Source organism: Acidovorax sp. SRB_14 (assembly GCF_012932145.1).
Classification (GTDB): Bacteria; Pseudomonadota; Gammaproteobacteria; order Burkholderiales; family Burkholderiaceae_C; genus Simplicispira.
This window is the reverse complement of the sequence record NZ_MWOK01000005.1, coordinates 202,133-223,069: the sequence shown is the minus strand read 5'-3', so window position 1 is coordinate 223,069 and position 20,937 is coordinate 202,133. Positions and strand designations below refer to the sequence as shown.

General features: G+C 67.4%; 21 protein-coding genes. 6 read left to right on the top strand and 15 right to left on the bottom strand.

The window, feature by feature from the left end:
* Positions 1-104: 104 nt before the first annotated feature.
* A protein-coding gene (locus B2J86_RS06330) for an IS3 family transposase (protein ID WP_173024986.1) occupies positions 105-1,345 on the top strand; the annotation gives its coding sequence in 2 pieces (ribosomal slippage) (positions 105-402 and positions 402-1,345; 1,242 coding nt in all).
* A gap of 313 nt (positions 1,346-1,658) precedes the next feature.
* Here B2J86_RS06330 and B2J86_RS06325 read toward each other — a convergent pair.
* The 8 genes from B2J86_RS06325 to B2J86_RS06290 all read right to left on the bottom strand — a co-directional run bounded on the left by B2J86_RS06325 (position 1,659) and on the right by B2J86_RS06290 (position 10,130).
* On the bottom strand, positions 1,659-2,651 hold the full coding sequence (locus B2J86_RS06325) for a tRNA-dihydrouridine synthase (protein ID WP_173024994.1): 993 nt from the start codon (positions 2,649-2,651) through the stop codon (positions 1,659-1,661).
* A gap of 137 nt (positions 2,652-2,788) precedes the next feature.
* Complete coding sequence (locus B2J86_RS06320) at positions 2,789-3,937, bottom strand: class I SAM-dependent methyltransferase (protein WP_173024985.1); 1,149 nt, start codon at positions 3,935-3,937, stop codon at positions 2,789-2,791.
* Between the two features lie 8 nt (positions 3,938-3,945).
* Complete coding sequence (locus tag B2J86_RS06315) at positions 3,946-4,464, bottom strand: GNAT family N-acetyltransferase (protein WP_169170329.1); 519 nt, start codon at positions 4,462-4,464, stop codon at positions 3,946-3,948.
* A gap of 161 nt (positions 4,465-4,625) precedes the next feature.
* Positions 4,626-6,065, bottom strand: coding sequence for an aldehyde dehydrogenase family protein (locus B2J86_RS06310; protein WP_173024984.1), 1,440 nt, complete (start codon positions 6,063-6,065; stop codon positions 4,626-4,628).
* A gap of 66 nt (positions 6,066-6,131) precedes the next feature.
* Positions 6,132-6,473 carry a hypothetical protein gene (locus tag B2J86_RS06305; RefSeq protein ID WP_169170327.1) on the bottom strand — a complete coding sequence of 114 codons (342 nt, stop codon included), beginning with the start codon at positions 6,471-6,473 and terminating at the stop codon, positions 6,132-6,134.
* A 119-nt stretch (positions 6,474-6,592) separates the two neighbouring features.
* Positions 6,593-9,199 carry an ATP-dependent chaperone ClpB gene (gene clpB, locus B2J86_RS06300; RefSeq protein WP_173024983.1) on the bottom strand — a complete coding sequence of 869 codons (2,607 nt, stop codon included), beginning with the start codon at positions 9,197-9,199 and terminating at the stop codon, positions 6,593-6,595.
* 193 nt (positions 9,200-9,392) lie between these two features.
* Positions 9,393-9,869, bottom strand: coding sequence for a molybdenum cofactor biosynthesis protein MoaE (locus B2J86_RS06295; RefSeq protein WP_169170325.1), 477 nt, complete (start codon positions 9,867-9,869; stop codon positions 9,393-9,395).
* A 30-nt stretch (positions 9,870-9,899) separates the two neighbouring features.
* A complete protein-coding gene (locus tag B2J86_RS06290) occupies positions 9,900-10,130 on the bottom strand; it encodes a hypothetical protein (protein WP_173024982.1) in 231 nt (76 codons plus the stop codon).
* Positions 10,131-10,197: 67 nt separating this feature from the next.
* Between B2J86_RS06290 and B2J86_RS06285 the strand changes: the two genes are divergently transcribed.
* Complete coding sequence (locus B2J86_RS06285; RefSeq protein ID WP_169170323.1) at positions 10,198-10,452, top strand: hypothetical protein; 255 nt, start codon at positions 10,198-10,200, stop codon at positions 10,450-10,452.
* 4 nt (positions 10,453-10,456) lie between these two features.
* Entirely contained in the window at positions 10,457-10,777 is a 321-nt protein-coding gene (locus B2J86_RS06280; protein WP_169170322.1) for a hypothetical protein, read from the top strand.
* 54 nt (positions 10,778-10,831) lie between these two features.
* Here B2J86_RS06280 and B2J86_RS06275 read toward each other — a convergent pair whose 3' ends face one another.
* The 7 genes from B2J86_RS06275 to B2J86_RS06245 form a co-directional block, all read right to left on the bottom strand.
* Positions 10,832-11,533 (bottom strand): DUF4082 domain-containing protein, encoded by a 702-nt coding sequence (locus B2J86_RS06275; protein ID WP_216842308.1) that lies wholly within the window; start codon positions 11,531-11,533, stop codon positions 10,832-10,834.
* A 217-nt stretch (positions 11,534-11,750) separates the two neighbouring features.
* Positions 11,751-12,005, bottom strand: coding sequence for a molybdopterin converting factor subunit 1 (gene moaD / locus B2J86_RS06270; RefSeq protein ID WP_169170321.1), 255 nt, complete (start codon positions 12,003-12,005; stop codon positions 11,751-11,753).
* On the bottom strand, positions 12,002-13,210 hold the full coding sequence (glp, locus tag B2J86_RS06265) for a gephyrin-like molybdotransferase Glp (protein WP_254067986.1): 1,209 nt from the start codon (positions 13,208-13,210) through the stop codon (positions 12,002-12,004). The genes moaD and glp overlap by 4 nt, the downstream gene beginning before the upstream one ends.
* Positions 13,207-13,776: a molybdopterin-guanine dinucleotide biosynthesis protein B gene (gene mobB / locus B2J86_RS06260; RefSeq protein ID WP_173024980.1), complete on the bottom strand. Its 570-nt coding sequence runs from the start codon at positions 13,774-13,776 to the stop codon at positions 13,207-13,209. Before mobB ends, glp begins: the two co-directional genes overlap by 4 nt.
* Positions 13,777-13,852: 76 nt before the next feature.
* Entirely contained in the window at positions 13,853-15,280 is a 1,428-nt protein-coding gene (thrC, locus tag B2J86_RS06255; protein ID WP_173024979.1) for a threonine synthase, read from the bottom strand.
* Complete coding sequence (locus tag B2J86_RS06250; RefSeq protein ID WP_173024978.1) at positions 15,280-16,614, bottom strand: homoserine dehydrogenase; 1,335 nt, start codon at positions 16,612-16,614, stop codon at positions 15,280-15,282. The genes thrC and B2J86_RS06250 overlap by 1 nt, the downstream gene beginning before the upstream one ends.
* Positions 16,615-16,687: 73 nt before the next feature.
* Complete coding sequence (locus B2J86_RS06245) at positions 16,688-17,917, bottom strand: pyridoxal phosphate-dependent aminotransferase (RefSeq protein ID WP_169170316.1); 1,230 nt, start codon at positions 17,915-17,917, stop codon at positions 16,688-16,690.
* Between the two features lie 123 nt (positions 17,918-18,040).
* Between B2J86_RS06245 and B2J86_RS06240 the strand changes: the two genes are divergently transcribed.
* From B2J86_RS06240 to B2J86_RS06230, 3 genes are all read left to right on the top strand, one after another.
* Positions 18,041-18,421: an Mth938-like domain-containing protein gene (locus B2J86_RS06240; protein WP_173024977.1), complete on the top strand. Its 381-nt coding sequence runs from the start codon at positions 18,041-18,043 to the stop codon at positions 18,419-18,421.
* A 115-nt stretch (positions 18,422-18,536) separates the two neighbouring features.
* Complete coding sequence (locus B2J86_RS06235; protein WP_173024976.1) at positions 18,537-19,025, top strand: peroxiredoxin; 489 nt, start codon at positions 18,537-18,539, stop codon at positions 19,023-19,025.
* A gap of 165 nt (positions 19,026-19,190) precedes the next feature.
* Positions 19,191-20,933, top strand: a complete 1,743-nt coding sequence (locus B2J86_RS06230; protein WP_173024975.1) for a PhoH family protein — start codon at positions 19,191-19,193, stop codon at positions 20,931-20,933.
* Positions 20,934-20,937 lie beyond the last annotated feature (4 nt).

Genomic DNA, 20,937 nt, shown 5'->3' with positions numbered 1-20,937 from the left:
GTGAGCTGGCCCCTTGAATGACAGGACACGGTCTATCGCTTATCTTTAAAGATAGGAGTAGGACTGTGAGTACGACTAGGAATACGGATACCGTTGAAGTGATCATGAGAGACCAGCGTCGCAGGCGCTGGTCCCTTGCAGAGAAGGCCGCGCTGGTTCGTCGAACCTACGAGCCGGGTATGAGCGTGTCGCTCGTTGCACGCCAGGAAGGTGTCGCTGCCAGCTTGCTGTTCCAGTGGCGCAAGCTGGAACGACAAGGGGCGCTCACCGCTGTATCGGCCGGCGAGGCAGTGGTGCCTGCATCCGAGCTGGCTGCCGCCCGCGCCGAGATCGCCAAGCTGCAGCGTGTGCTCGGCAAGAAGACCCTGGAGAACGAGATCCTCAAGGAAGCCGTGGAGTACGCCGCCGAAAAAAAGTGGATTGCGCGCTCACCCTTGCTGGACGGGGACGGCCTGTGAAGGCCGTCTGCCGTGCGCTGGGGTTGGCGCGCTCAAACATCCATCGCCTGCAAGTTCGACCTCGGGACTGGGTTGACGGTCGAACACAGCGAACCGCTGCCGCCAGCGACGCTGCGTTGCTCGCTGAGATCACGGCTCAGATCACAGACCTGCCGACCTACGGCTATCGGCGCGCTTGCGCATTGGTCAATCGCCAGCGGGTCAGCACCGGCGCTGCGCGCGTGAACGCCAAGCGCGTCTACCGGGTGATGGCGGGCCAGGCTTTGCTGCTGCCGAAGGCGCCGAGGCGTCGACAGTCCAGCCGACCCCACGAGGGCAAGGTGGCGGTCGACCAAAGCGATGCGCGCTGGTGCTCGGATGGCTTCGAGATCAAATGCGACTCGGGCCAGACCGTCACTGCAACGTTTACGAAGGACTGCTGCGACCGCGAGATCGTGGCGTATCGGGCGTGGGAAGGCAAAGGGCTACCGGGCGAGCCGGTGCGCGAGATGCTCATCGAGGCGGTAGAAAAGCGCTTCGGACACGTGGACGCCATTCCCAGCGCGCATGTGCTGGAGTTCCTCTCTGACAACGGCAGTGCCTACATCGCGGCCGAGACCCGGCAAATTGCCCGGCAGTTGGGGCTGAAGCCGGTCAACACCCCAGTGTGCAGCCCGCAGAGCAACGGCATTGCCGAGAGCTTCGTGAACACGTTCAAACGCGACTACGTCAGCCGCATGGACCTCGCCGATGCCAGGACCGTGATGGCGCAAATGCAGGCCGCCTTCGAGCACTTCAACGAGGTGCACCCGCACTCGAGCCTGAAGATGAAATCACCCAGGGAGTTCAGGCAGCAGCGCGCTGCCCAGGGACGTCTCGCTCAAGCCGAGACGCTACATTGCGAATAGCCGTGTCCTGAAATACGGGGGCAAGATCATCAGGAACAAGGCGTGCTGAATTTATGTGTTCCTGGAGACGTCGAATCTCTTTGCGAGCCGCCTTCGCCTTCTCTCTCACCGCCCATGTAGCCTCTCTCCATAACATTGCTCGGTCCAACACCTCAGTGGCAGCTTCTGGCACCATAGCTGTCCCGCACGCCAGAAATCCGCTCAACAGAACCGCCGCAAAGCGGTCGCCGACCTGCGCGAAATCACGGGCGGCAACGGGTCGCAATCCGACATCCTGGCTCTGCGCTTTTGCTCACCCTGCAAGATAAACGGATCATCCAACCTGAATGAAGCGGTCCATAGCATCCTGCGCACGCACCGCCTGCACCCAGGCGCTCACCGCTCCCTCATCGGTCAGCGTCCGCACCTGCTGAAAAGCCACCTCGGCCTCGGGAAAACGCCGGCGCAGCAGGTTCAGCCACTGCTTGAGCCGCCCTGCGCGCTGGCGCGGCTCCAGGTCGCGGCACACCAGTTGCCAGAAGTCGGCGATGTGCGGCAGCAGGTCGGCCCACTGCACCGGCGCGGGCTGCGTGCCCGGGGCAGCGCCATCGGCCGCGCGGATCGCCCAGGCCAGGCCCGGGTCGGCCACTATGCCGCGCCCGAGCATCAGTGCGTCGCACCCGGAGAGTGCGCGGCAGCGCTGCGCATCTTCCACGGTCCAGATCTCGCCGTTGGCCACCACCGGAATCGACACCGCCGCGCGGATCGCCGGGATCTGCTCCCAGTACGCGGGCGGGCGGTAGCCGTCGAGCTTGGTGCGCGCGTGCACCACGATCTCGCAGGCGCCGCCGGCCTGCATGGCCTGGGCGCATTCGAGCGTCAGGCTGGCGTCGTTGAAGCCCAGGCGCATCTTGGCCGAGACCGGCAGATGCGCGGGCACGGCGCGACGCACGGCCGCCACCAGGGTGGCGATGCGCTCGGGCTCCTGCAGCAGCGCGGCGCCGCCGCCGTGGCGGTTGACCACCTTGGCCGGGCAGCCAAAGTTCAGGTCGATGCCCTCGGGGCCCAGCGCCGCCAGGCGCGCCGCGTTGTCGGCCAGGCTCGCGGGGTCGGACCCGAGCAGCTGCGCGCGCACCGGCGTGCCGGCGAGCGTGCGGCCTTTGTTGCGCAGCTCGGGAAGGTAGCGGTAGAACACCTTGTCGGGCAGCAGCGTGCCGGTGACACGGATGAATTCGGACACGCAGCGGTCGACCCCGCCGACGCGCGTGAGCACGTCGCGCAGCACAAAGTCGAGAAGGCCCTCCATCGGGGCGAGCAGCAGGGTCATGCGGTGCAGGCGCCGCACCACGGCGCGCAGTATTCGGTCAAATCAGCCCCAAACGCTTGCCAGACAAGCGCTTGCAGCTATCAAAAAAAGAGCCAGGCAACGTGCGCTGCCTGGCCCTGGTCACGCGGGTGCGGTGGTCAGGCCGCGGCCAGGCGCCACAGCGAGGTCACCTCGGCCGCGCGCGCCGCAGCCAGCGCATCGCCCGACTCGGTGGCCTTGGCGTGCTGCGGGCGCACATCGCGGCGCTCGACCACGCGCAGGCCGCCCTCGGCGATCCAGGCCAGCAGCTGCTCGCGCGGGCGCAGGCCCAGGTGCTCGGCCAGGTCGGACAGCACCAGCCAGCCTTCGCCGCCGGGCGCCAGGTGCGCGGCCAGCCCGGCCAGGAAGCCGCGCAGCATGCGGCTGCCTTCGTCGTACACCGCGTGCTCGATCGGCGAGCTCGGGCGTGCCGGCACCCACGGCGGGTTGCAGACGATGAGCGGCGCCTGCCCGGCCGGGAACAGGTCCACGTCCTGCAGCTCGACCTGTTTGGTCAAGCCCAGGCGCTGCAGGTTGTCCTTGGCGCAGGCCAGGGCGCGCGGCGCGTTCTCGGTCGCCACCACGCGGCGCACGCCACGGCGCGCCAGCACGGCGGCCAGCACGCCGGTGCCGGTGCCGATGTCGAAGGCCAGTTCCTTGGACGGCAGCGGCGCCTGGGCGACCAGGTCGATGTATTCGCCGCGCACCGGCGAGAACACGCCGTAGTGCGGGTGGATGCGGTTGTTCGGCCCCTCGCCTAAGGCGGCGATCTCCACGCCCTTCTTGCGCCATTCGTGCGCGCCGACCACGCCCAGCAGCTCGCGCAGCGACACCACCTGCGCCTCGCCCGTGGCCGGGCCCCAGGCTTCGGTCAGCGCCTCGGTCCAGTCGGGAGCGCGGCGCAGGTTGATGCTGTAGTCGCCTTCCACGCGGATCACGATGGCCGCGAGCGTGCGGGCACGCTGCGACTGCGCTTGGCGGTGCAGGTGGAACACCTCTTCGGGCGTCGAGCGCGCGATTTTCTCGGCCGCGCGGGCGGCCGCCTTGGGCGGCTTGGCCTCGATGCGGCGCTGCAGCGCCTGCAGCAGCAGGCGGGCGTTCTGAAAGTCGCTGCGCCACAGCATGGCGGTGCCGGCACAGGCGAAGCGGTAGGCCGAGTCGGCCGACAAAGTGTCCTTGGCCAGTTCGACGCGGCGCGGCGCCGGCGCGCCGCTTTCGGAACGCCAGCGCGCGGAGCGCACCTCGCCCTGTTCGTTCCATTCAATCATGGGGTCTTTCAGTTGAGGGGGCGCTTCAAGCGCACTTCTTCGATCTTCACGCTGCCGACCACGGCCGTCTTGGCGGTGGTCATTTCGCGCTTGAAGCCGGCGAGTTCGTGGAAGCGGATGGCGCGCTCGTTGCGCAGCGGCACCCAGGCGGTGACGTTGGTGCAGCCCTCTTCGGCCAGGCCGTCGCGCGCGGCGTCCCACAGCGCCAGGCCCACGCCCTTGTTCCAGTGCGTAGGAGCGGCGTAGATGGCCCAGATTTCTCCGGTGGTGGGGCGCGACTTCTCGTCGCGCGAGCGGTCGTAGCCGACGAAACCGACGATCTTCTCGTCTTCCACCGCCACCTGCACCTGCGGTTCGCAGTACTCGATGGCTTCGCGCCAGTAGGCCTGGCGCTTCTCGACGGACATGGATTTCAGTTGGTCGTCCGGCACCAGGCCTTTGTAGGCGGTCTGGGCAGACAGGGTGTGAATTTGGGCGATGGCTTTGGCATCGCGGAGCGTGGCGGGACGTACCTGAATACTGGACATGGAAAAACCGAACGGAAACGGAAAAAAACAGAAAGGAGCGGCATTGTCGCCGCAAACGAATTTCCAACCTCAGCGCTCGTGTTGCGTCCACCCGCTGCACGGGCCACGGCAGGCGCCCGGCGCAAGGCCTGCGCGGCGCGCGCCCGGCCGGGCGCGGCGCCTCAGAGCCAGCGCCGCAGCAGGCCCATCACGCGGTCGAAGCGCGCGCCATAGGGCGGATAGAGCAGCGCGCCCAGCGACCAGCGCGACTGCACCAGCACGGCCTTCTGGTGGCAAAAGCGCAGGAAACCCGGCTCGCCGTGGTACGCCCCCCAGCCGCTGTCGCCCACGCCGCCAAAAGGCAGGTTGTCGTGCGCGATGTGCACCAGGGTGTCGTTCACCGTCACGCCGCCGCTCACCGTGCGGTGCAGCACATCGTCGCGCGTGGCCTCGCTGTTGCCAAACCAGTACAGCGCGAGCGGGCGCGGCCCGCCGTTGATGTGGGCAATGGCATCGTCGAGCCGCTCGTAGGCGATCACCGGCAGGATGGGGCCAAAGATTTCTTCCTGCATCAGCTGCATGCCGGCGGTGGCACCCAGCACCAAGGTGGGCGGCATCTGGCGGCCCATGCCGCCGTCGAGCACGGCGCTGGCCGCGTGTGGCGCGGCGCCCGGCGCGGGGTCCATGTCATGCACTTCGGCACCCTGCGACTGGGCCTGCTGCAGCATCGAGCGCAGTCGCGCGATGTGGCGCGGGCTGATGATCGAGGCGTAGTCGGGGTTGCCGACGATGCGCGGAAACAGCCGCGCCACCGCGGCGCGGTAGGCCTCGGCAAAGGCTGCCTCGCGCCCGCGCGGCAGCAGCACGTAGTCGGGGGCGATGCAGGTCTGGCCGGCGTTGAGCAGCTTGCCGTGGGCGATCTTGAGCGCGGCATCGCCCAGGTCGCAGTCGGCGTCGATGATGCAGGGCGACTTGCCGCCCAGCTCCAGCGTGGTCGGCGTGAGGTGGGCCGCCGCGGCCTGCGCCACCTTGCGGCCCACTGCGGTCGAGCCGGTGAACACCAGGTGGTCGAACGGCAGCGCGGCAAAGGCGCCCGCCATGGCGGCGTCGCCCTGCACGACGCAGAATTCGTCGGGGGCAAAGAACTGCGCCGCCAGCAGCGCCAGCTGCGCCGCGGTGTGCGGCGTAAGTTCGCTGGGCTTGAGCATCACGCGGTTGCCGGCCGCCAGCGCCGCGATGACCGGGGCCAGTGCCAGCTGCACCGGGTAGTTCCAGGGCGAGATCACGCCCACCACCCCGAGCGGCTGGCGCTGCACCCAAGCCCGCGCGGGCTGCAGGTGCAGCGGCGTGCGCACTTTTTGCGGTTTGGCCCAGCGCGCCAGGTGGCGCAGCGTGTGCGACAGCAGCGCGCGCAGTACGAACATATCGGCAACTTCAGTCAACCGCTGCGAACGAACGCCAAAATCCGCCTGCACAGCGGCGGCCAGCGTCGGGCCATGTTCGTCGAGCAGCTTCTGGATGCGCAGCAGGCGCTCACGGCGCACCAGCAGGGGCACGTCGGTGTGGGCGCGGCTGGCCGCGTACTGGGCGTCGAACAGGGGGCGAAGGTCGGCAGGGGTCATGGAAAACATCATAGGTGCCGCACCCGCGCACGCTTGTAGGAAAAGCCGTTGAGAAAGCGCCTGCGGTCAAAGATCGCGCGGCTGCACGTCGGTCACCTCGCCTGCGCCGGGCAGAACGCCGCCGCGCCGCGGAGGCTCCGGCGCCGCAGCGGCCCCGCCGGGGTCGGCGCGCGGGCCGGTCCAGCGCGCGCCCGAGCGGTAGACCGTGCTCCAGCCGGTGCGCGGGTCCATGCGCATCGTCCAAGGCACGACGGGCTGGCCCGTCAGCCGTGCCCACCCTGCGCGCAGCCCCCACACCAGGGCCAGCACCAGCGCGGCCGCCAGCAGGCTCAGGAACAGCACCAGCCCGGCGGCCAGCAAAACGGCCCGGATGAGCCAGCGGGTCAGGCCCGCAACAAAATCGTTCAATCCATCTCCTTTCAGGGTCTGTCCCTGGGGCAGCCCGCAGGGGCCGCAGGTTTCAAGCCAAAAAGGCTGCCAACACTGATGCAGCAAGCGCCGGCAGCTCTCATTTTGATCCAGCCGCATCACGCAGGCTGGGCCGCGCTGAAGTGGAAGACCCCCGGCTCCAGCACCGGATCGACCCCCACCGCAATCACGCTCTTGGGCGGGAAGCGCCCTTCGAGCAGCAGTTTGGACAGCGGGTTCTCAATGCGCTGCTGGATCGCGCGCTTGAGCGGCCGCGCGCCAAACACCGGATCGAACCCGACCTTGGCCAGCTCGGCCAGCGCCGTCTCGGAAACGCGCAGCTCCAGGTCCATCTTGGCCAGGCGCCCTTCGAGCAGCCGCAGCTGGATGCGCGCGATGGACTCGATGTGCTTGGCGTCGAGCGCGTGGAACACCACGGTTTCGTCGATGCGGTTCAGGAATTCGGGGCGGAAATGGTTTTTTAGTTCCCCCCACACCGCTTCCTTGATGTCGTCCGCGTCCTGGCCGACCATGGCCTGGATCAGGTGCGAGCCGATGTTGCTGGTCATCACGATCACCGTGTTCTTGAAGTCCACGGTGCGGCCCTGGCCGTCGGTCAGGCGCCCGTCGTCGAGCACCTGCAGCAGCACGTTGAACACGTCGGGGTGGGCCTTTTCGACCTCGTCAAGCAGCAGCACCGAATAGGGCTTGCGGCGCACGGCCTCGGTGAGATACCCGCCCTCCTCGTAGCCGACGTAGCCCGGCGGCGCGCCGATCAGGCGGGCCACCGAGTGCTTTTCCATGAACTCGCTCATGTCGATGCGCACCATGTGGTCTTCGCTGTCGAACAGGAAGCCCGCCAGCGCCTTGCACAGCTCGGTCTTGCCGACGCCCGTGGGGCCGAGGAACAGGAAGGAGCCGGTGGGCCGGTTCGGGTCGCTCAGGCCCGAGCGCGAGCGGCGGATCGCATTGGCCACGGCGGCGATCGCCTCGTCCTGGCCGACCACGCGCTCGTGCAGCTTGTCCTCCATGACCAGCAGCTTGTCTTTTTCGCCCTGCATCATCTTGGCCACCGGAATGCCCGTGGCGCGGCTCACCACCTCGGCGATTTCCTCGGCGCCGACCTGGGTGCGCAGCAGGCGCGGCGCGGCCACCGCGCCGTCCTTGCCGGCCTCCTTGGCTTGCGCCTCGCTGAGCTTCTTCTCCAGCTCGGGCAGCTTGCCGTACTGCAGCTCGGCCACGCGGTTGAAGTCGCCCTTGCGCGTAAGCTCCTCGATCTGGAAGCGCAGTTGGTCGATGTCCTCGCGCACCTGGGCGCTGCCCTGGGCGCTGGCCTTCTCGGCCTTCCAGATTTCGTCGAGGTCGGCGATCTCCTGCTGCAGCGTGCCAATCTCCTCGTTGATGAGTTCAAAGCGCTTCTGCGAGGCTTCGTCCTTTTCCTTGCGCACGGCCTCGCGCTCGATCTGCAGCTGGATCAGGCGGCGGTCGAGCTTGTCCATCACCTCGGGCTTGGAGTCCATCTCGATCTTGATCTTCGAGGCGGCCTCGTCGATCAGGTCAATCGCCTTGTCGGGCAGGAAGCGGTCGGTGATGTAGCGGTGCGAGAGCTCGGCCGCGGCCACGATGGCCGGGTCGGTGATCTCGACGTTGTGGTGCTTCTCGTAGCGCTCCTTGAGGCCGCGCAGGATGGCAATCGTCGCCTCGACGGTGGGCTCACCCACTAGGATCTTCTGGAAGCGCCGCTCGAGCGCGGCATCCTTCTCGATGTACTTGCGGTATTCGTCGAGCGTGGTCGCGCCCACGCAGTGCAGCTCGCCGCGCGCCAGCGCCGGCTTGAGCATGTTGCCCGCGTCCATCGCGCCCTCGGCCTTGCCGGCACCCACCATGGTGTGCAGCTCGTCGATGAAGACGATGGTCTGGCCCTCGTCCTGCGCCAGTTCCTTGAGCACGGTCTTCAGGCGCTCCTCGAACTCGCCGCGGTATTTGGCCCCGGCCAGCAGCGCCGCCATGTCGAGCGAGAGCACGCGCTTTTTCTTCAGCGACTCGGGCACCTCGCCGGCGACGATGCGCTGCGCCAGCCCTTCGACGATGGCCGTCTTGCCCACGCCCGGCTCGCCGATCAGCACCGGGTTGTTCTTGGTGCGCCGCTGCAGCACCTGGATGGCGCGGCGGATCTCGTCGTCGCGGCCAATCACCGGGTCGAGCTTGCCAGCGCGCGCGCGCTCGGTCAGGTCGATGCAGTATTTCTTCAGCGCCTCGCGCTGCCCCTCGCTCTCGGCACTGTCCATCTTCTGGCCGCCGCGCACGGCGTCGATGGCCGCTTCCAAGCTCTTGCGCGTAAGGCCGTTTTCCTTGGCGATGCGCCCACCCTCGCCCTTGCTGTCGGTCAGCGCGAGCAGGAACAGCTCGCTGGCAATGAAGTTGTCGCCGCGCTTGATGGCCTCCTTCTCGGTGGCCTGCAGCACGCGGCCCAGCTCGGGCCCGCCCTGCACCTGCTCCTGGCCCTGCACCTGCGGCAGGCGCTTGACGGCGGCCTCGGCCGCTGCCAGCAGGCCCGGCACGTTGGCGCCGGCGCGCTCGAGCAGCGCACGCGGGCCGTCGTCCTGGCGCAGCATGGCGACCAGCATGTGCACGGGCTCGATGTAGGCGTGGTCGTTGCCCAGCGCGAGCGACTGCGCGTCGGCCAGGGCTTCTTGGAACTTGGTGGTGAATTTGTCGAGACGCATGGTCCATATCCTCCGAATTGCGCTGCACTTGGGGCAGGTCCGGCCCGATTTCAAGACAGCAGCCGGGCCGAAGGCTGCGCTGCGTCAGTGGGTCCATGCGCGCCGGCGCACCCCAAAAGCTATTATTTTTATAGCCGTCAGCGCTTTATCCATAAAGGCTACGACCACTTTTAACTCTAATCCTGCGCGCACCTCAGGCGTTGCTGGCGGTGATGCCCCAGCGCGCCAGCGCCGCGTCGTCGCTCACGCGCGCGTCTACCCAGCGCGCGCCTGCGGCGGTCTGCTCTTTCTTCCAGAACGGCGCCTGGGTCTTGAGGTAGTCCATCAGGAACTCGCAGGCCTGGAAGCTCTCGCCGCGGTGCGCGCTGGTCACGGCGACCAGCACGATCTGGTCGAGCGGCTGCAGCAGGCCGACGCGGTGGATGATGCGCGCGCCAAAGATGTCAAAGCGCCGGAACGCCTCGGCGCCCATCGCCTCGATGGATTTCTCGGTCATGCCGGGGTAATGCTCGAGCTCCATCGATGCGACCTGGTCGCCTTCGTTGCGGTCTCGCACCGTGCCGACGAAGCTGCAGACGGCGCCCACGCGCTTGTCCTGCGCGCGCAGGGCGGCCAGTTCGGCGGACACGTCGAAATCGGCGGTTTGGATGGAAATGCGCAGCGGGTTCATGGGCAAAAATGAAAAGGCAAAGGCAAAGGATTAAGGCGAGCGGTGCAGGCGCGGCGCGGCCAGCAGGGCGCGCTCTTCCTCCACCACCTGGTGCAGTTGCTTCATGGCCGCCGAGGCGGGCAGCGCCGCCAGCAGCGCCTGCAAGTGCTCTACGTCGCCCACCGTGGGCGCCACCTTGATCTGCGCGATGGCGGCCGGCACATTGCCCGCCTTGACCAGCGCCAACACCTTGGCAGCCCACTCGCTCTTTGCACGCGCCATACCGGCCCTCTTAAAGTCCGGCGGAAATGCCGGTAGCATGGGCCGCACTTTAACGCTCCCCTGCACGATGGCCACCCAAACAATCACCGCCCACGGCTACAAGCTCTATCCGTCGCCGCGCAACCTGCATCCCACGGTGTTCGCGCAGCAGGTGTTTGTGCCCCACCCCTACGCCCTGATCAACCTGCCCGACTACGACCTGGCGGGCAAGGCCACGCTGTTTGCCGCGTGCCGCCTGGCCGACATGAAGATGGGCCAGCTCGTCACGTTCGAGCTCGCCGCCGACCAGGCGCGCTTCGAGCGCCTGTTCACGCCCGACTAGCGCCATGGACGACGACAACCAGATTTTCGTGCCGCCGTCCTTCATGGCGGCGTACAGCGACGCGCGCGGGCGCCTGCGCGAAAGCGCCGACGTGGTGCGCGCACGCTACGAGCTGTGCGAAGACCTGGCCAACCACCTGGTGGAACAGGCGCAAACCCTGTACCACGTGCAGGCGCCGTCAGAATCCGAGATCTTGCGGCGCATCCATGCGGGCCTGAGCGGCGGCGAGTCGGGAATCCCGCCGGGCGAGGCGACCTGGATCGTGGTCCGGCTGGCCGAGCTGCTGGCGTGGCCGTGCCCTGACCTGCCTGCCGCAGACGCGTGATGCGGCCCGTGGCCATGCCAACTGCGCACTCCGCGTGTGCCCGGGGGCGAGCGCTCAGCGGTGCGTCGACCCCACGCGCCGCGTGGCGACCGCGCGCGCACAACGGCGCCGGGCGGCAGCCACCGTCGCCAGCGCCAAGGCGATGAGCGCCAAGGACGCAGGCTCTGGCACCGCGCCCGGAGGGACCTCCGCGGCGACGCGGAAGTTGGGTCCGAACAGGCCCGGCACCACGAGGCCATAGCCCCCCGGCTCCGCGAAGGCGTCGGCAGCGGATGCCAGCGAGGTGAGGTAGGCGATGTTCGGCGCCAGGGCCAGGCCCGTCGCCAAGCCGACAACGAAGTCGGGGAAAGGGTCGGGGTTGGGGTCGAAGTTGGGATAGAACGCCCCGATGGCATAGGTGCCTGCCGCCAGCGTGATCGATGCGATGTCCTCGAAAAGCCAGCGGCCCAGCGTGGAAGCCGACGCCTGCGCCGCACTCGCGTTCGACACCGTCGCCTGGCGCAGCAAGGTGCCCGCCGAGTCCCACAACCCGACCTGGTGTGTGTCGGTCAAGCCTGGCGCCCCTTCGTCGAAAAGGCCCAACCCATCCAAGGTAACTGCCGACGTCACCTGGAAGGACCAGCCCAGGTTGTTGAACCCAACCGTTTGGAACACGGTGCCGCTCGTGAAATCGAGCCCCAAAGGCGCCGCCTGCGCAGCAGTTCCGAAGGTCATGGCCCCGGCCAGGGCGGCGGCGGAGAGGAGGGAGACTTTCATGGGTGGTTCCTTTGCGTTGGATGGCATCGCGCCCCGAAGCAGGCACCGCCGCAGCACCTACAGCAAGATGCGATCCAAGGCCGAGTTACCAATGCAAGCCTTTGATTTATATGAATTTTTCTCAGCCATCCGCGGGCCAGGAGGCTGGCGGGTGTAAAGCGCTTCGACAACGCCCGCCTGGCGCGGGGCCTGAGCCACCCCGCCTGCGGCGGCAGGCCTAACCGCCCGTGACGGGCGGGAAGAAGGCCACCTCGGCGCCCTCGTCCAGTGGCGCGGCCTCGTCGCTCAACACCTGGTCGAGCGCCATGCGCACGGCCTTGCCGCGGGCCAGGCTGCTGGCGTGGGCGCCGCCGCGCGCGATCAGTTCGTCGCGCAGCGCTCCCAGCGTCGTGGCGCTGGTGTCCAGCGACTCGCTGCCCTGCCCCACGGCCTCGCGGATGGAGGCGAAATAACGCACCGTGATTTTTTTCATGACAGCAACTCCGCAAAGGAAATGAAGCGCACGGTGTCGCCCTGCGCAATGGTCTGGCCGGCGGGCTTGTCGACCACGCCATCGCCCCAGGCGGTCGAGGTCAGTACGCCCGAGCTTTGGTTGGCAAACAGGTCCAGGCCGCCTTCGGCGTTGCGCTGCACGCGCAGGAACTCGCGGCGCGTGTCGGCCTTGGGGCATGCGAAATCGGCGCGCAGGGACGTCGACGGGGGCGCCACATCGTGCACGCCCTGCAGGCGCAGCACAAAGGGCCGCACTAGCAGCAAAAAGGTCACGAAGCTGGACACCGGGTTGCCCGGCAGGCCCATGAAGTGCGCTGCGCCCAGGCGGCCATAGGCGAAGGGCTTGCCCGGTTTCATGGCGATCTGCCACAGGTCCAGGTGGCCCAGCGATTCCACGGCCGGCTTGATGTGGTCTTCCTCGCCGACCGAGACGCCGCCGCTGGTGAGCACCAGGTCGTGCGCGGCCGCGGCCTGGCGCAGCGCTTCGATGGTGGCCTCGCGCCGGTCGGGCACGATTCCGAAGTCCGCCACTTCGCAACCCAGGCGCCGCAGCAGGGCGCGCAAAAAGAAACGGTTGCTGTTGTAGATGGCGCCGGGCCGCAGGTCCTGCGGTGCCACCTCGCCGGGCATGACGAGCTCGTCGCCGGTCGAGAACAAGGCCACGCGCGGGCGCCGCGCCACCGGCAGCTGTGCCAGGCCGATGCTGGCGGCCAGGCCGAGCTCGGCCGGCGTGAGGCGCGTGCCGGCCTGCAGCACCACGGCACCGAGCGCGATGTCTTCGCCGGCGCGGCGGATCCACTGGCCTGGCTGCGGCACGGCGTGGACGCGCACCTGGCCGCCGTCCAGGGCTGTGCAGTCTTCCTGCATCAGCACCGCGTCGGCGCCGGGCGGAATCGGCGCACCGGTGAAGATGCGCGCCGCCGTGCCCGGCTGCAGGGGGTGGCCGGCGCTGCCGGCCGCGATGCGCTGCGAGACGGGCAGCACGGCACCGGCCTGCGCCACGTCGGCGCAGCGCAGGGCGTAGCCGTCCATGGCGCTGTTGTCCTGGGGCGGCACCTGCAGCGGCGAGACGGCGTCCTGCGCCAGCACGCGGCCGTCGGCGTCGAAGGTGGCGACGCGCTCGGTGCCCGGCAGCAGCGTGGCCTGGGCCAGCAGCTCGGCCAGGGCCTGGTCCAGGGGTTTCATCGGGGGGCGCATGTCAGGGGATCTCCGTGCAATTCCCAATCGTAGGCAAAGCGTTCGCCCTGGGAGAGCAGCCAGTCCACGATCCGGTCGGGTGCGTTCAGGTCGAACACCGGCAGCTGCGTCGCGCTGGGCAGCCGGCCCGGCGCGTCGGTGGCGATGGCGACGATGAAGTCGTCTTCGGCATAGCTCGCCGGGCGGCTGGCGTACGTGTCCGTCGGTGCGCGCCAGATCTCGATCTTGGGCAGGTCGCTGTCCTTGAAGCCCTCGACCAGCACCCAGTCCACGCCCTGGTAGAGCTCGGCCAGCAGGTGGTGCACGCTCAGCTGCGTGGGTTGCTCGAACTCGCGCATCAGCGCCAGGCGCTCGTCGGACGCCACCACCACCTCGAACGCGCCCGCCTCGCGGTGGCGCCAGGTGTCCTTGCCGGGGTGGTCGATGTCAAAGCGGTGGTGCGCATGCTTGACCACCGAGACGCGCTGGCCGCGTTGGCGCAGCCCGGGGATGAGCTGCTCCACCAGCGTGGTCTTGCCGCTGCCCGAAAACCCGGCAAAGCCGACGACGTTCATCCGCCCCTCCTTGAAACGCTATCTTTTGCATAGCTACAAGCGCTTGACAGATAAGCGCTGCAGCCAGATTTGACCATCAATCGCAGTGGCGCGCGATGTAGTCCTTGACCTGCTGCACATCGGCCGCCATGACCTGCACGCGCTTGGGCAAGTCCTCGATGCCGGCGAACCTCGCGGGCCGCTCGGGCGCGTGACCCAGGGCTTCTTGAATAGTCTCGGCGAACTTGATCGGCAGCGCCGTCTCGAGCACCAGCATGGGCTGGCCCGGCGTGCTGTGTTCGCGCGCCACCTTGACGCCGTCGGCGGTGTGGGTGTCGATGGTCACGCCAAAACGCTGGTGCGTGTCGCGGATCGTGGCCAGGCGGTCGGCGTGCGTGCTCTTGCCGCTGGCAAAGCCGTAGGTGCGCGCCGCCTCGGCAAAGGCCGGATCGGCGCTCAGGTCGAAGCGCCCGTCCTGGCCCAAAGCGGTGCCAAACAGCGCCTGCACGCGCGCGCCGTCGCGGCCGAGCAGGTCGAACACGAAGCGCTCGAAGTTGCTGGCTTTGCTGATGTCCATCGACGGGCTCGACGTCTCGTGTGTGTCGGCGCTGCCGCGCACGCGGTAGACACCGGTGCGGAAGAACTCGTCGAGCACGTCGTTCTCGTTCGTCGCCACGACGAGCTTGTCGATCGGCAGGCCCATGCTGCGTGCCACATGGCCGGCGCAGACGTTGCCAAAGTTGCCGCTGGGCACGGTGAAGCTGACCTTCTGGTCGTTCGCGGTGGTCGCCTGCACGTAGCCGGCGAAGTAGTACACCACCTGCGCCAAGAGGCGCGCCCAGTTGATCGAGTTGACGGTGCCGATCTTGTATTTCGCCTTGAAGGCGTGGTCGTTGCTCACGGCCTTGACGATGTCCTGGCAGTCGTCGAACACACCTTCGATGGCGATGTTGTGGATGTTCTCGTCCTGCAGGCTGAACATCTGCGCCTGCTGGAACGCGCTCATGCGGCCGTGCGGGCTGGTCATGAAGACGCGCACGCCCTGCTTGCCGCGCATCGCGTACTCGGCCGCGCTGCCGGTGTCGCCGCTGGTCGCCCCCAGGATGTTGAGCTGCTCGCCGCGGCGGCCCAGTTCGTACTCGAACAGGTTGCCCAGCAGCTGCATCGCCATGTCCTTGAAGGCCAGCGTCGGGCCGTTGGACAGGGCTTCGAGCCACAGGCCGTCTTCGAGGTGGCGCAGCGGCACGATCTCGCCGGTGCCGAACACCTCGGCGGTGTAGGTCTTCTCGCACAGCGCGCGCAGGTCGGCGTCGGGGATGTCGTCGATGAAAAGCTGCAGGATCTGGAACGCGAGCTCGGCATAGCCCTGCTCGTGGTAGGCCGTGCGCAGGCGCGTGAGCAGGGCGCCGTCCACCTGCGGGTAGCGCTCGGGCAGGTACAGGCCGCCGTCGGGCGCCAGACCTTCGAGCAGGATGTCGCAAAAACGCTTGCGCTGCGGGTGGCCGCGCGTGGACAGGTACAGCATCAGTTCAGCTCCTCCTTGCGGATGCGCGTGATCGGCGCCAGCACCGTCGGCAGGCCCTGCATCTGCGCAATGGCGTCGTTCATGGTGCCCTCGCGCGTGTCGTGCGTGAGGATGATCAGGTCGGTCTGCATCGAACCTTCGCCGCCCACCTCGTCGGCCTCACGCTGCAGCATGGCGTCGACGCTGATGCCGGCAGCCGCCAGGATGCCGGTCACCTTGGCCAGCACGCCGGCCTGGTCGGCCACGCGCAGGCGCAGGTAGTAGCTCGTGACCACATCGGCCATCGGCAGCACCGGCAGCGTGTCCATGGCGCCCTGCAGCGTGTGCGGCTGAAAGGCCAGGTGCGGCACGCGGTGGTGCGGGTCGGCGGTGTCCAGGCGGGCGATGTCGACCAGGTCGGCGATCACGGCGCTGGCCGTGGGCTCACTACCGGCGCCCTTGCCGTAGTAGAGCGTGGTGCCGACGGCATCGCCGTTCACCACCACGGCGTTCATCGCGCCCTCGACGTTGGCGATCAGGCGCTTGGACGGCACCAGGCTCGGGTGCACGCGCAGCTCGACGCCGCTGGCGGTGCGCTTGGTGATGCCCAGCAGCTTGATGCGGTAGCCCAGCTGTTCGGCGTACCTGATGTCGGCGGCGGCCAGCTGCGTGATGCCCTCGACGTAGGCCTTCTCGAACTGCACCGGGATGCCGAACGCGATGGCGCTCATGATCGTGACCTTGTGCGCCGCATCGACGCCCTCGATGTCGAAGGTCGGGTCGGCCTCGGCATAGCCAAGGCGCTGCGCGTCCTGCAGCGCGGCACCGAAGTCCAGGCTCTTGTCGCGCATCTCGCTGAGGATGAAATTGGTCGTGCCATTGATGATTCCGGCCAGCCACTGGATGCGGTTGGCCGTGAGGCCCTCGCGCAGCGCCTTGATGATCGGGATGCCACCGGCCACGGCCGCCTCGAACGCGACCATGACGCCCTTGGCCGAGGCGGCAGCAAAGATTTCGGTGCCGTGCACGGCCAGCAGCGCCTTGTTGGCGGTGACCACGTGCTTGCCGGCGGCGATGGCCTCCATCACCAGCTGCCGGGCAATGCCGTAGCCACCGATGAGTTCGACCACGATGTCGATGTCGGGGTTAGCGATGATGGCGCGGGCGTTGTTCACCACCTGCACGCCGGCGCCCGCCACGCTCCTGGCGCGCTCGACGTCCAGGTCGGCCACCATGGTGATCTCAATCCCGCGGCCGGCGCGGCGGCGAATTTCTTCTTGGTTGCGTTGCAGTACGTTGAACACGCCGCTTCCGACGGTGCCGATGCCCAGCAGGCCGACCTGGATTGGTTTCATGGTGTTTATCAAAGGTAAAAAGTGGTTCTAACGCTTGTCCGGCAAGCGCCAGCAGCTATCAAAAAGAGAGTCCTCACGCGCCGCCATGGCGCTTGCGGTACTGCTCCAGGAACTTGGCCATGCGGCCGATGGCGTCGCGCAGGTCTTCCTCGTGGGGCAGGAAGACGATGCGGAAATGGTCGGGCTGCGGCCAGTTGAAGCCCGTGCCCTGCACCAGCATGACGCGGGTCTCTTCGAGCAACCGCAGGAAGAACTGGCGGTCGTCGGTGATCGGGTACAGCACCGGGTCCAGGCGCGGGAACATGTACAGCGCCGCCTGGGGCTTGACGCAGCTGACGCCCGGAATGGCGGTGATCAGCTCATAGGCCAAATCGCGCTGGCGGCGCAGGCGCCCGCCTTCGCGCACCAGGTCGTTGATGCTCTGGTAGCCGCCCAGCGCCGTCTGGATCGCCCACTGGCCCGGCACGTTCGGGCACAGGCGCATGTTCGAGAGCATGTTCAGGCCCTCGATGTAGTCGCTAGCGGCGGCCTTGTCGCCCGTGATCACCATCCAGCCGGCGCGATAGCCGCACGAGCGGTAGCTCTTGGAGAGCGAGTTGAAGGTCAGCGTGACCACGTCGTCGCTGAGCGATGCCAGCGCCGTGTGCACTGCGCCGTCGTAGAGCACCTTGTCGTACACCTCGTCGGCCAGGATCACCAGGCCATGCTCGCGCGCAATCTCGACGATGCCGCGCAGCAGCTCGTCGGAATACAACGCGCCGGTCGGGTTGTTGGGATTGATGACGACGATGCCGCGGGTGTTCGGCGTGATCTTGGCGCGGATGTCGGCCAGGTCGGGCATCCAGCCGTTGGCCTCGTCGCACATGTAGTGCACCGGCGTGCCGCCCGAGAGGCTGACGGACGCGGTCCAGAGCGGGTAGTCGGGGGCCGGCAGCAGCAGCTCATCGCCGTTGTCGAGCAGCGCGTTGGTCGCCATGGCGATCAGCTCGCTGGCGCCGTTGCCCAGATAAATGTCTTCGAGCGTGACGCCCTTGACGCCCTGCTGCTGGGTGTAGTGCATCACCGCTTTGCGCGCCGCGAAAATGCCCTTGCTGTCGGAATATCCCGCCGAATTGGGCAGGTTGCGGATCATGTCCTGCTGGATTTCCTCGGGCGCGTCGAAGCCGAACACCGCCAGATTGCCAATATTGAGCTTGGTGATTTTCTGGCCCTCTTCCTCCATCTGCCGGGCGCGGTCCATGATGGGGCCGCGAATATCGTAGAGAACATTAGCCAGCTTGGCGGATTTTTGGACGGTTTTCATGCGCAGTAGGACGGAGTGCAAAGGCATTACCGCAGCCAGGGCCACGGCGAAACCTATAATTTGACCACAGTTCCACAGCCCGCTGCGGGCACCGTGCAGTGTCCTATTTCCCCCCGAGAGACCATGAAATTCCAGCCTGAGCATTCCGACGCACAAAGCATCACCGGCTACGGCCCTGGCTGGATCAGCGTGGGCAGCGAGAAGATCAGCGACAGCATCATCCTGGGCGCCCGCGGCCTGCGCATGGCGTGGCCCTGCGCGCGTTTCGAAGACCTGGCGCCCGCGCACTTCGCCCAGCTGGCGCAGCTGGACGCGGAACTGATCCTGTTTGGCAGTGGCAGCCAAAACCGCTTTGCGCCGCCGGCGTGGCTGCAGCCCCTGATGGCGCGGCGCATCGGCGTGGAGACCATGGACACCCACGCGGCCTGCCGCACCTATAACATTTTGGCGGGAGAAGGACGCAATGTGATTGCCGCACTCATCCTCGAACAGCCGGCATTCTGACCCAACGCAGGTGTTTCAGGGTAAAATTACAGGTTGCGGCCGGGGCGCCTGAAGAACAAGAACGACCCGCATCCCCGGCTTTTCAACGACCTCACCCAGAGAGATTGAAGTTTATATGGCGATCGTTGTCAACAAACCCCTTCCCGAATTCGAAGCCAATGCCACCGGTGGCGTCAAGGTGTCCAACACCTCGCACAACGGCCAGGTGATGATTTTGTATTTCTACCCCAAGGACAACACGCCCGGCTGCACCACCGAGGCCATGCAGTTCCGAGACAAGTACAAGGATTTCGTGAAGGCCGGTGCTGCAGTGTTTGGTGTGTCGCGCGACAACATGAAGTCGCACGACGAGTTCAAGGCCAAGCTCGAGCTGCCATTTGAGCTGATCGCCGACACCGAGGAAAAAATGTGCCACATGTTCGGCGTGGTCAAGAACAAGATCATGTACGGCAAGAAGGTCAAGGGCATCGAGCGCAGCACCTTCCTGGTCAACGAGGAAGGCATCCTGACGCACGAGTGGCGCGGACTCAAGGTGCCGGGCCACGTCGAAGAGGTGCTCAAAGCCGTCAAGTCGCTCAACGCCCTGAAAAAGCAAGCGGCCTGATTTCGGCAGCGGCCCGCGTGCACCGGTGCGCCCGGACAGGCGCCGGGGCCATGCATAATGGACCAATGCCGCTGAACCGCGCGACGCCTTCCTCCTGCACACAAGCCGCCTGGGCCACCAGGCGGCTTTTTGCTATCCAGACCTACCTGTCCGAGGCCTTGCACCATGCCCCTGCCCCCCGCCCCCACCCGGCGCGCCGCCCTGCTCTCGCCCGAAGCCTACGAAGCCCCTGTCCGCCGCACTGGCGCACAGGCCACAGCCCAGTCCCTGCCCGCAGCGCCTGACACTGCCGCGCAAGTGACCCCGGCGCGGCCCCCGGCGCGCAAAGCCGCCACCGGCACCTCCAAGGTGCGCAGCATTGCAGACACTGCGCGCCACACCCCCGACGCCCCGGCGAAGGCCCGCGGGCCGGCCCCTGAGGTCGTGCCGATCGCTGCGAAGGCGGCGCCCGCGGCACGCCCCCCCGCTCCCGTGGTTGCCGCAGCGCCTGCGCGCGCCCGCAAGGCCCGCGGCACGGGTCCGGCCAAGCTCTTCGTGCTCGACACCAACGTGCTGCTGCACGATCCCACCTGCCTGTTCCGCTTCGAAGAGCACGACATCTTCCTGCCCATGGTGGTGCTTGAAGAGCTCGATGCCCACAAGAGCGGCATGACTGAGGTCGCGCGCAACGGCCGCCAGGTCAGCCGCTCGCTTGATGCACTGGTGGGCGCGCAGGGGTCCGACATCGCGCTCGGCATCAAGCTCGACTCGACCGGCCAGCGCGCCGCGGGCGGCTGCCTGTTCTTTCAGACTGCGCCGCTGGATTACCACCTTCCCGCCAGCCTGCCCCAGGGCAAGGCCGACAACCAGATCCTCGGCGTGGTCGAAGCGCTGCGCAAGCTGCACGCGCCGCGCGAGGTGGTGCTGGTGTCCAAGGACATCAACATGCGTGTCAAGGGGCGCGCGCTCGGCCTGCCGGCCGAGGACTACCAGAACGACAAGGCGCTCGACGACGGCGACCTGCTGTACTCGGGCATCCTGCCCCTGCCGGCCGACTTCTGGAACCGCAACGGCAAGGCGGTGGAGAGCTGGCAAAGCGGCGCCCATACGTACTACCGCATCAGCGGACCCATCGTGCCGCAGCTGATGATCAACCAGTTCGTCTATTTCGAGGCGCCCGGCGAGCCCAGCCTGTACGCGCGCGTCAGCGAGATCCGCGACAAGACCGCCGTGCTCAAGACACTCAAGGACTACGGCCACGCCAAGAACGCCGTCTGGGGCGTGACCACGCGCAACCGCGAGCAGAACTTCGCCGTCAACCTGCTGATGGACCCGGAAGTCGACTTCGTGACCCTGGCCGGCACGGCAGGCACCGGCAAGACGCTGATGGCGCTGGCCGCGGGCCTGACGCAGGTGCTCGACGAGCGCCGCTACACCGAGATCATCATGACCCGCGCCACCGTGAGCGTGGGCGAGGACATCGGCTTTCTGCCCGGCACCGAGGAAGAGAAGATGGGCCCCTGGATGGGAGCGCTCGACGACAACCTCGAATTCCTGGCCAAGGGCGACGGCGGCAACCCCGGCGAATGGGGCCGCGCGGCCACGACCGAGCTGATCCGCAGCCGCATCAAGATCAAGAGCATGAACTTCATGCGCGGGCGCACCTTCCTGAACAAGTACGTGATCATCGACGAGGCGCAAAACCTCACGCCCAAGCAGATGAAAACCCTAATCACGCGCGCCGGCCCGGGCACCAAGATCATCTGCATGGGCAACCTGGCGCAGATCGACACGCCCTACCTGACCGAGGGCTCGTCGGGCCTGACCTTTGCGGTGGACCGCTTCAAGGGCTGGCCGCACAGCGGCCACATCACGCTGGCACGCGGCGAGCGCTCGCGCCTGGCCGATTTCGCCAGCGAAGTGCTGTAGTCCC

Excerpts from the sequence above, each read along its gene's own strand:
- B2J86_RS06325 (WP_173024994.1), bottom strand. The coding sequence starts at position 2,651 with ATGACCCTGCTGCTCGCCCCGATGGAGGGCCTTCTCGACTTTGTGCTG.
- B2J86_RS06320 (WP_173024985.1), bottom strand. The coding sequence starts at position 3,937 with ATGATTGAATGGAACGAACAGGGCGAGGTGCGCTCCGCGCGCTGGCGT.
- B2J86_RS06315 (WP_169170329.1), bottom strand. The coding sequence starts at position 4,464 with ATGTCCAGTATTCAGGTACGTCCCGCCACGCTCCGCGATGCCAAAGCC.
- B2J86_RS06310 (WP_173024984.1), bottom strand. The coding sequence starts at position 6,065 with ATGACCCCTGCCGACCTTCGCCCCCTGTTCGACGCCCAGTACGCGGCC.
- clpB (WP_173024983.1), bottom strand. The coding sequence starts at position 9,199 with ATGCGTCTCGACAAATTCACCACCAAGTTCCAAGAAGCCCTGGCCGAC.
- B2J86_RS06295 (WP_169170325.1), bottom strand. The coding sequence starts at position 9,869 with ATGAACCCGCTGCGCATTTCCATCCAAACCGCCGATTTCGACGTGTCC.
- B2J86_RS06290 (WP_173024982.1), bottom strand. The coding sequence starts at position 10,130 with ATGGCGCGTGCAAAGAGCGAGTGGGCTGCCAAGGTGTTGGCGCTGGTC.
- B2J86_RS06285 (WP_169170323.1), top strand. The coding sequence starts at position 10,198 with ATGGCCACCCAAACAATCACCGCCCACGGCTACAAGCTCTATCCGTCG.
- B2J86_RS06280 (WP_169170322.1), top strand. The coding sequence starts at position 10,457 with ATGGACGACGACAACCAGATTTTCGTGCCGCCGTCCTTCATGGCGGCG.
- B2J86_RS06275 (WP_216842308.1), bottom strand. The coding sequence starts at position 11,533 with ATGAAAGTCTCCCTCCTCTCCGCCGCCGCCCTGGCCGGGGCCATGACC.
- moaD (WP_169170321.1), bottom strand. The coding sequence starts at position 12,005 with ATGAAAAAAATCACGGTGCGTTATTTCGCCTCCATCCGCGAGGCCGTG.
- glp (WP_254067986.1), bottom strand. The coding sequence starts at position 13,210 with ATGAAACCCCTGGACCAGGCCCTGGCCGAGCTGCTGGCCCAGGCCACG.
- mobB (WP_173024980.1), bottom strand. The coding sequence starts at position 13,776 with ATGAACGTCGTCGGCTTTGCCGGGTTTTCGGGCAGCGGCAAGACCACG.
- thrC (WP_173024979.1), bottom strand. The coding sequence starts at position 15,280 with ATGCTGTACCTGTCCACGCGCGGCCACCCGCAGCGCAAGCGTTTTTGC.
- B2J86_RS06250 (WP_173024978.1), bottom strand. The coding sequence starts at position 16,614 with ATGAAACCAATCCAGGTCGGCCTGCTGGGCATCGGCACCGTCGGAAGC.
- B2J86_RS06245 (WP_169170316.1), bottom strand. The coding sequence starts at position 17,917 with ATGAAAACCGTCCAAAAATCCGCCAAGCTGGCTAATGTTCTCTACGAT.
- B2J86_RS06240 (WP_173024977.1), top strand. The coding sequence starts at position 18,041 with ATGAAATTCCAGCCTGAGCATTCCGACGCACAAAGCATCACCGGCTAC.
- B2J86_RS06235 (WP_173024976.1), top strand. The coding sequence starts at position 18,537 with ATGGCGATCGTTGTCAACAAACCCCTTCCCGAATTCGAAGCCAATGCC.
- B2J86_RS06230 (WP_173024975.1), top strand. The coding sequence starts at position 19,191 with ATGCCCCTGCCCCCCGCCCCCACCCGGCGCGCCGCCCTGCTCTCGCCC.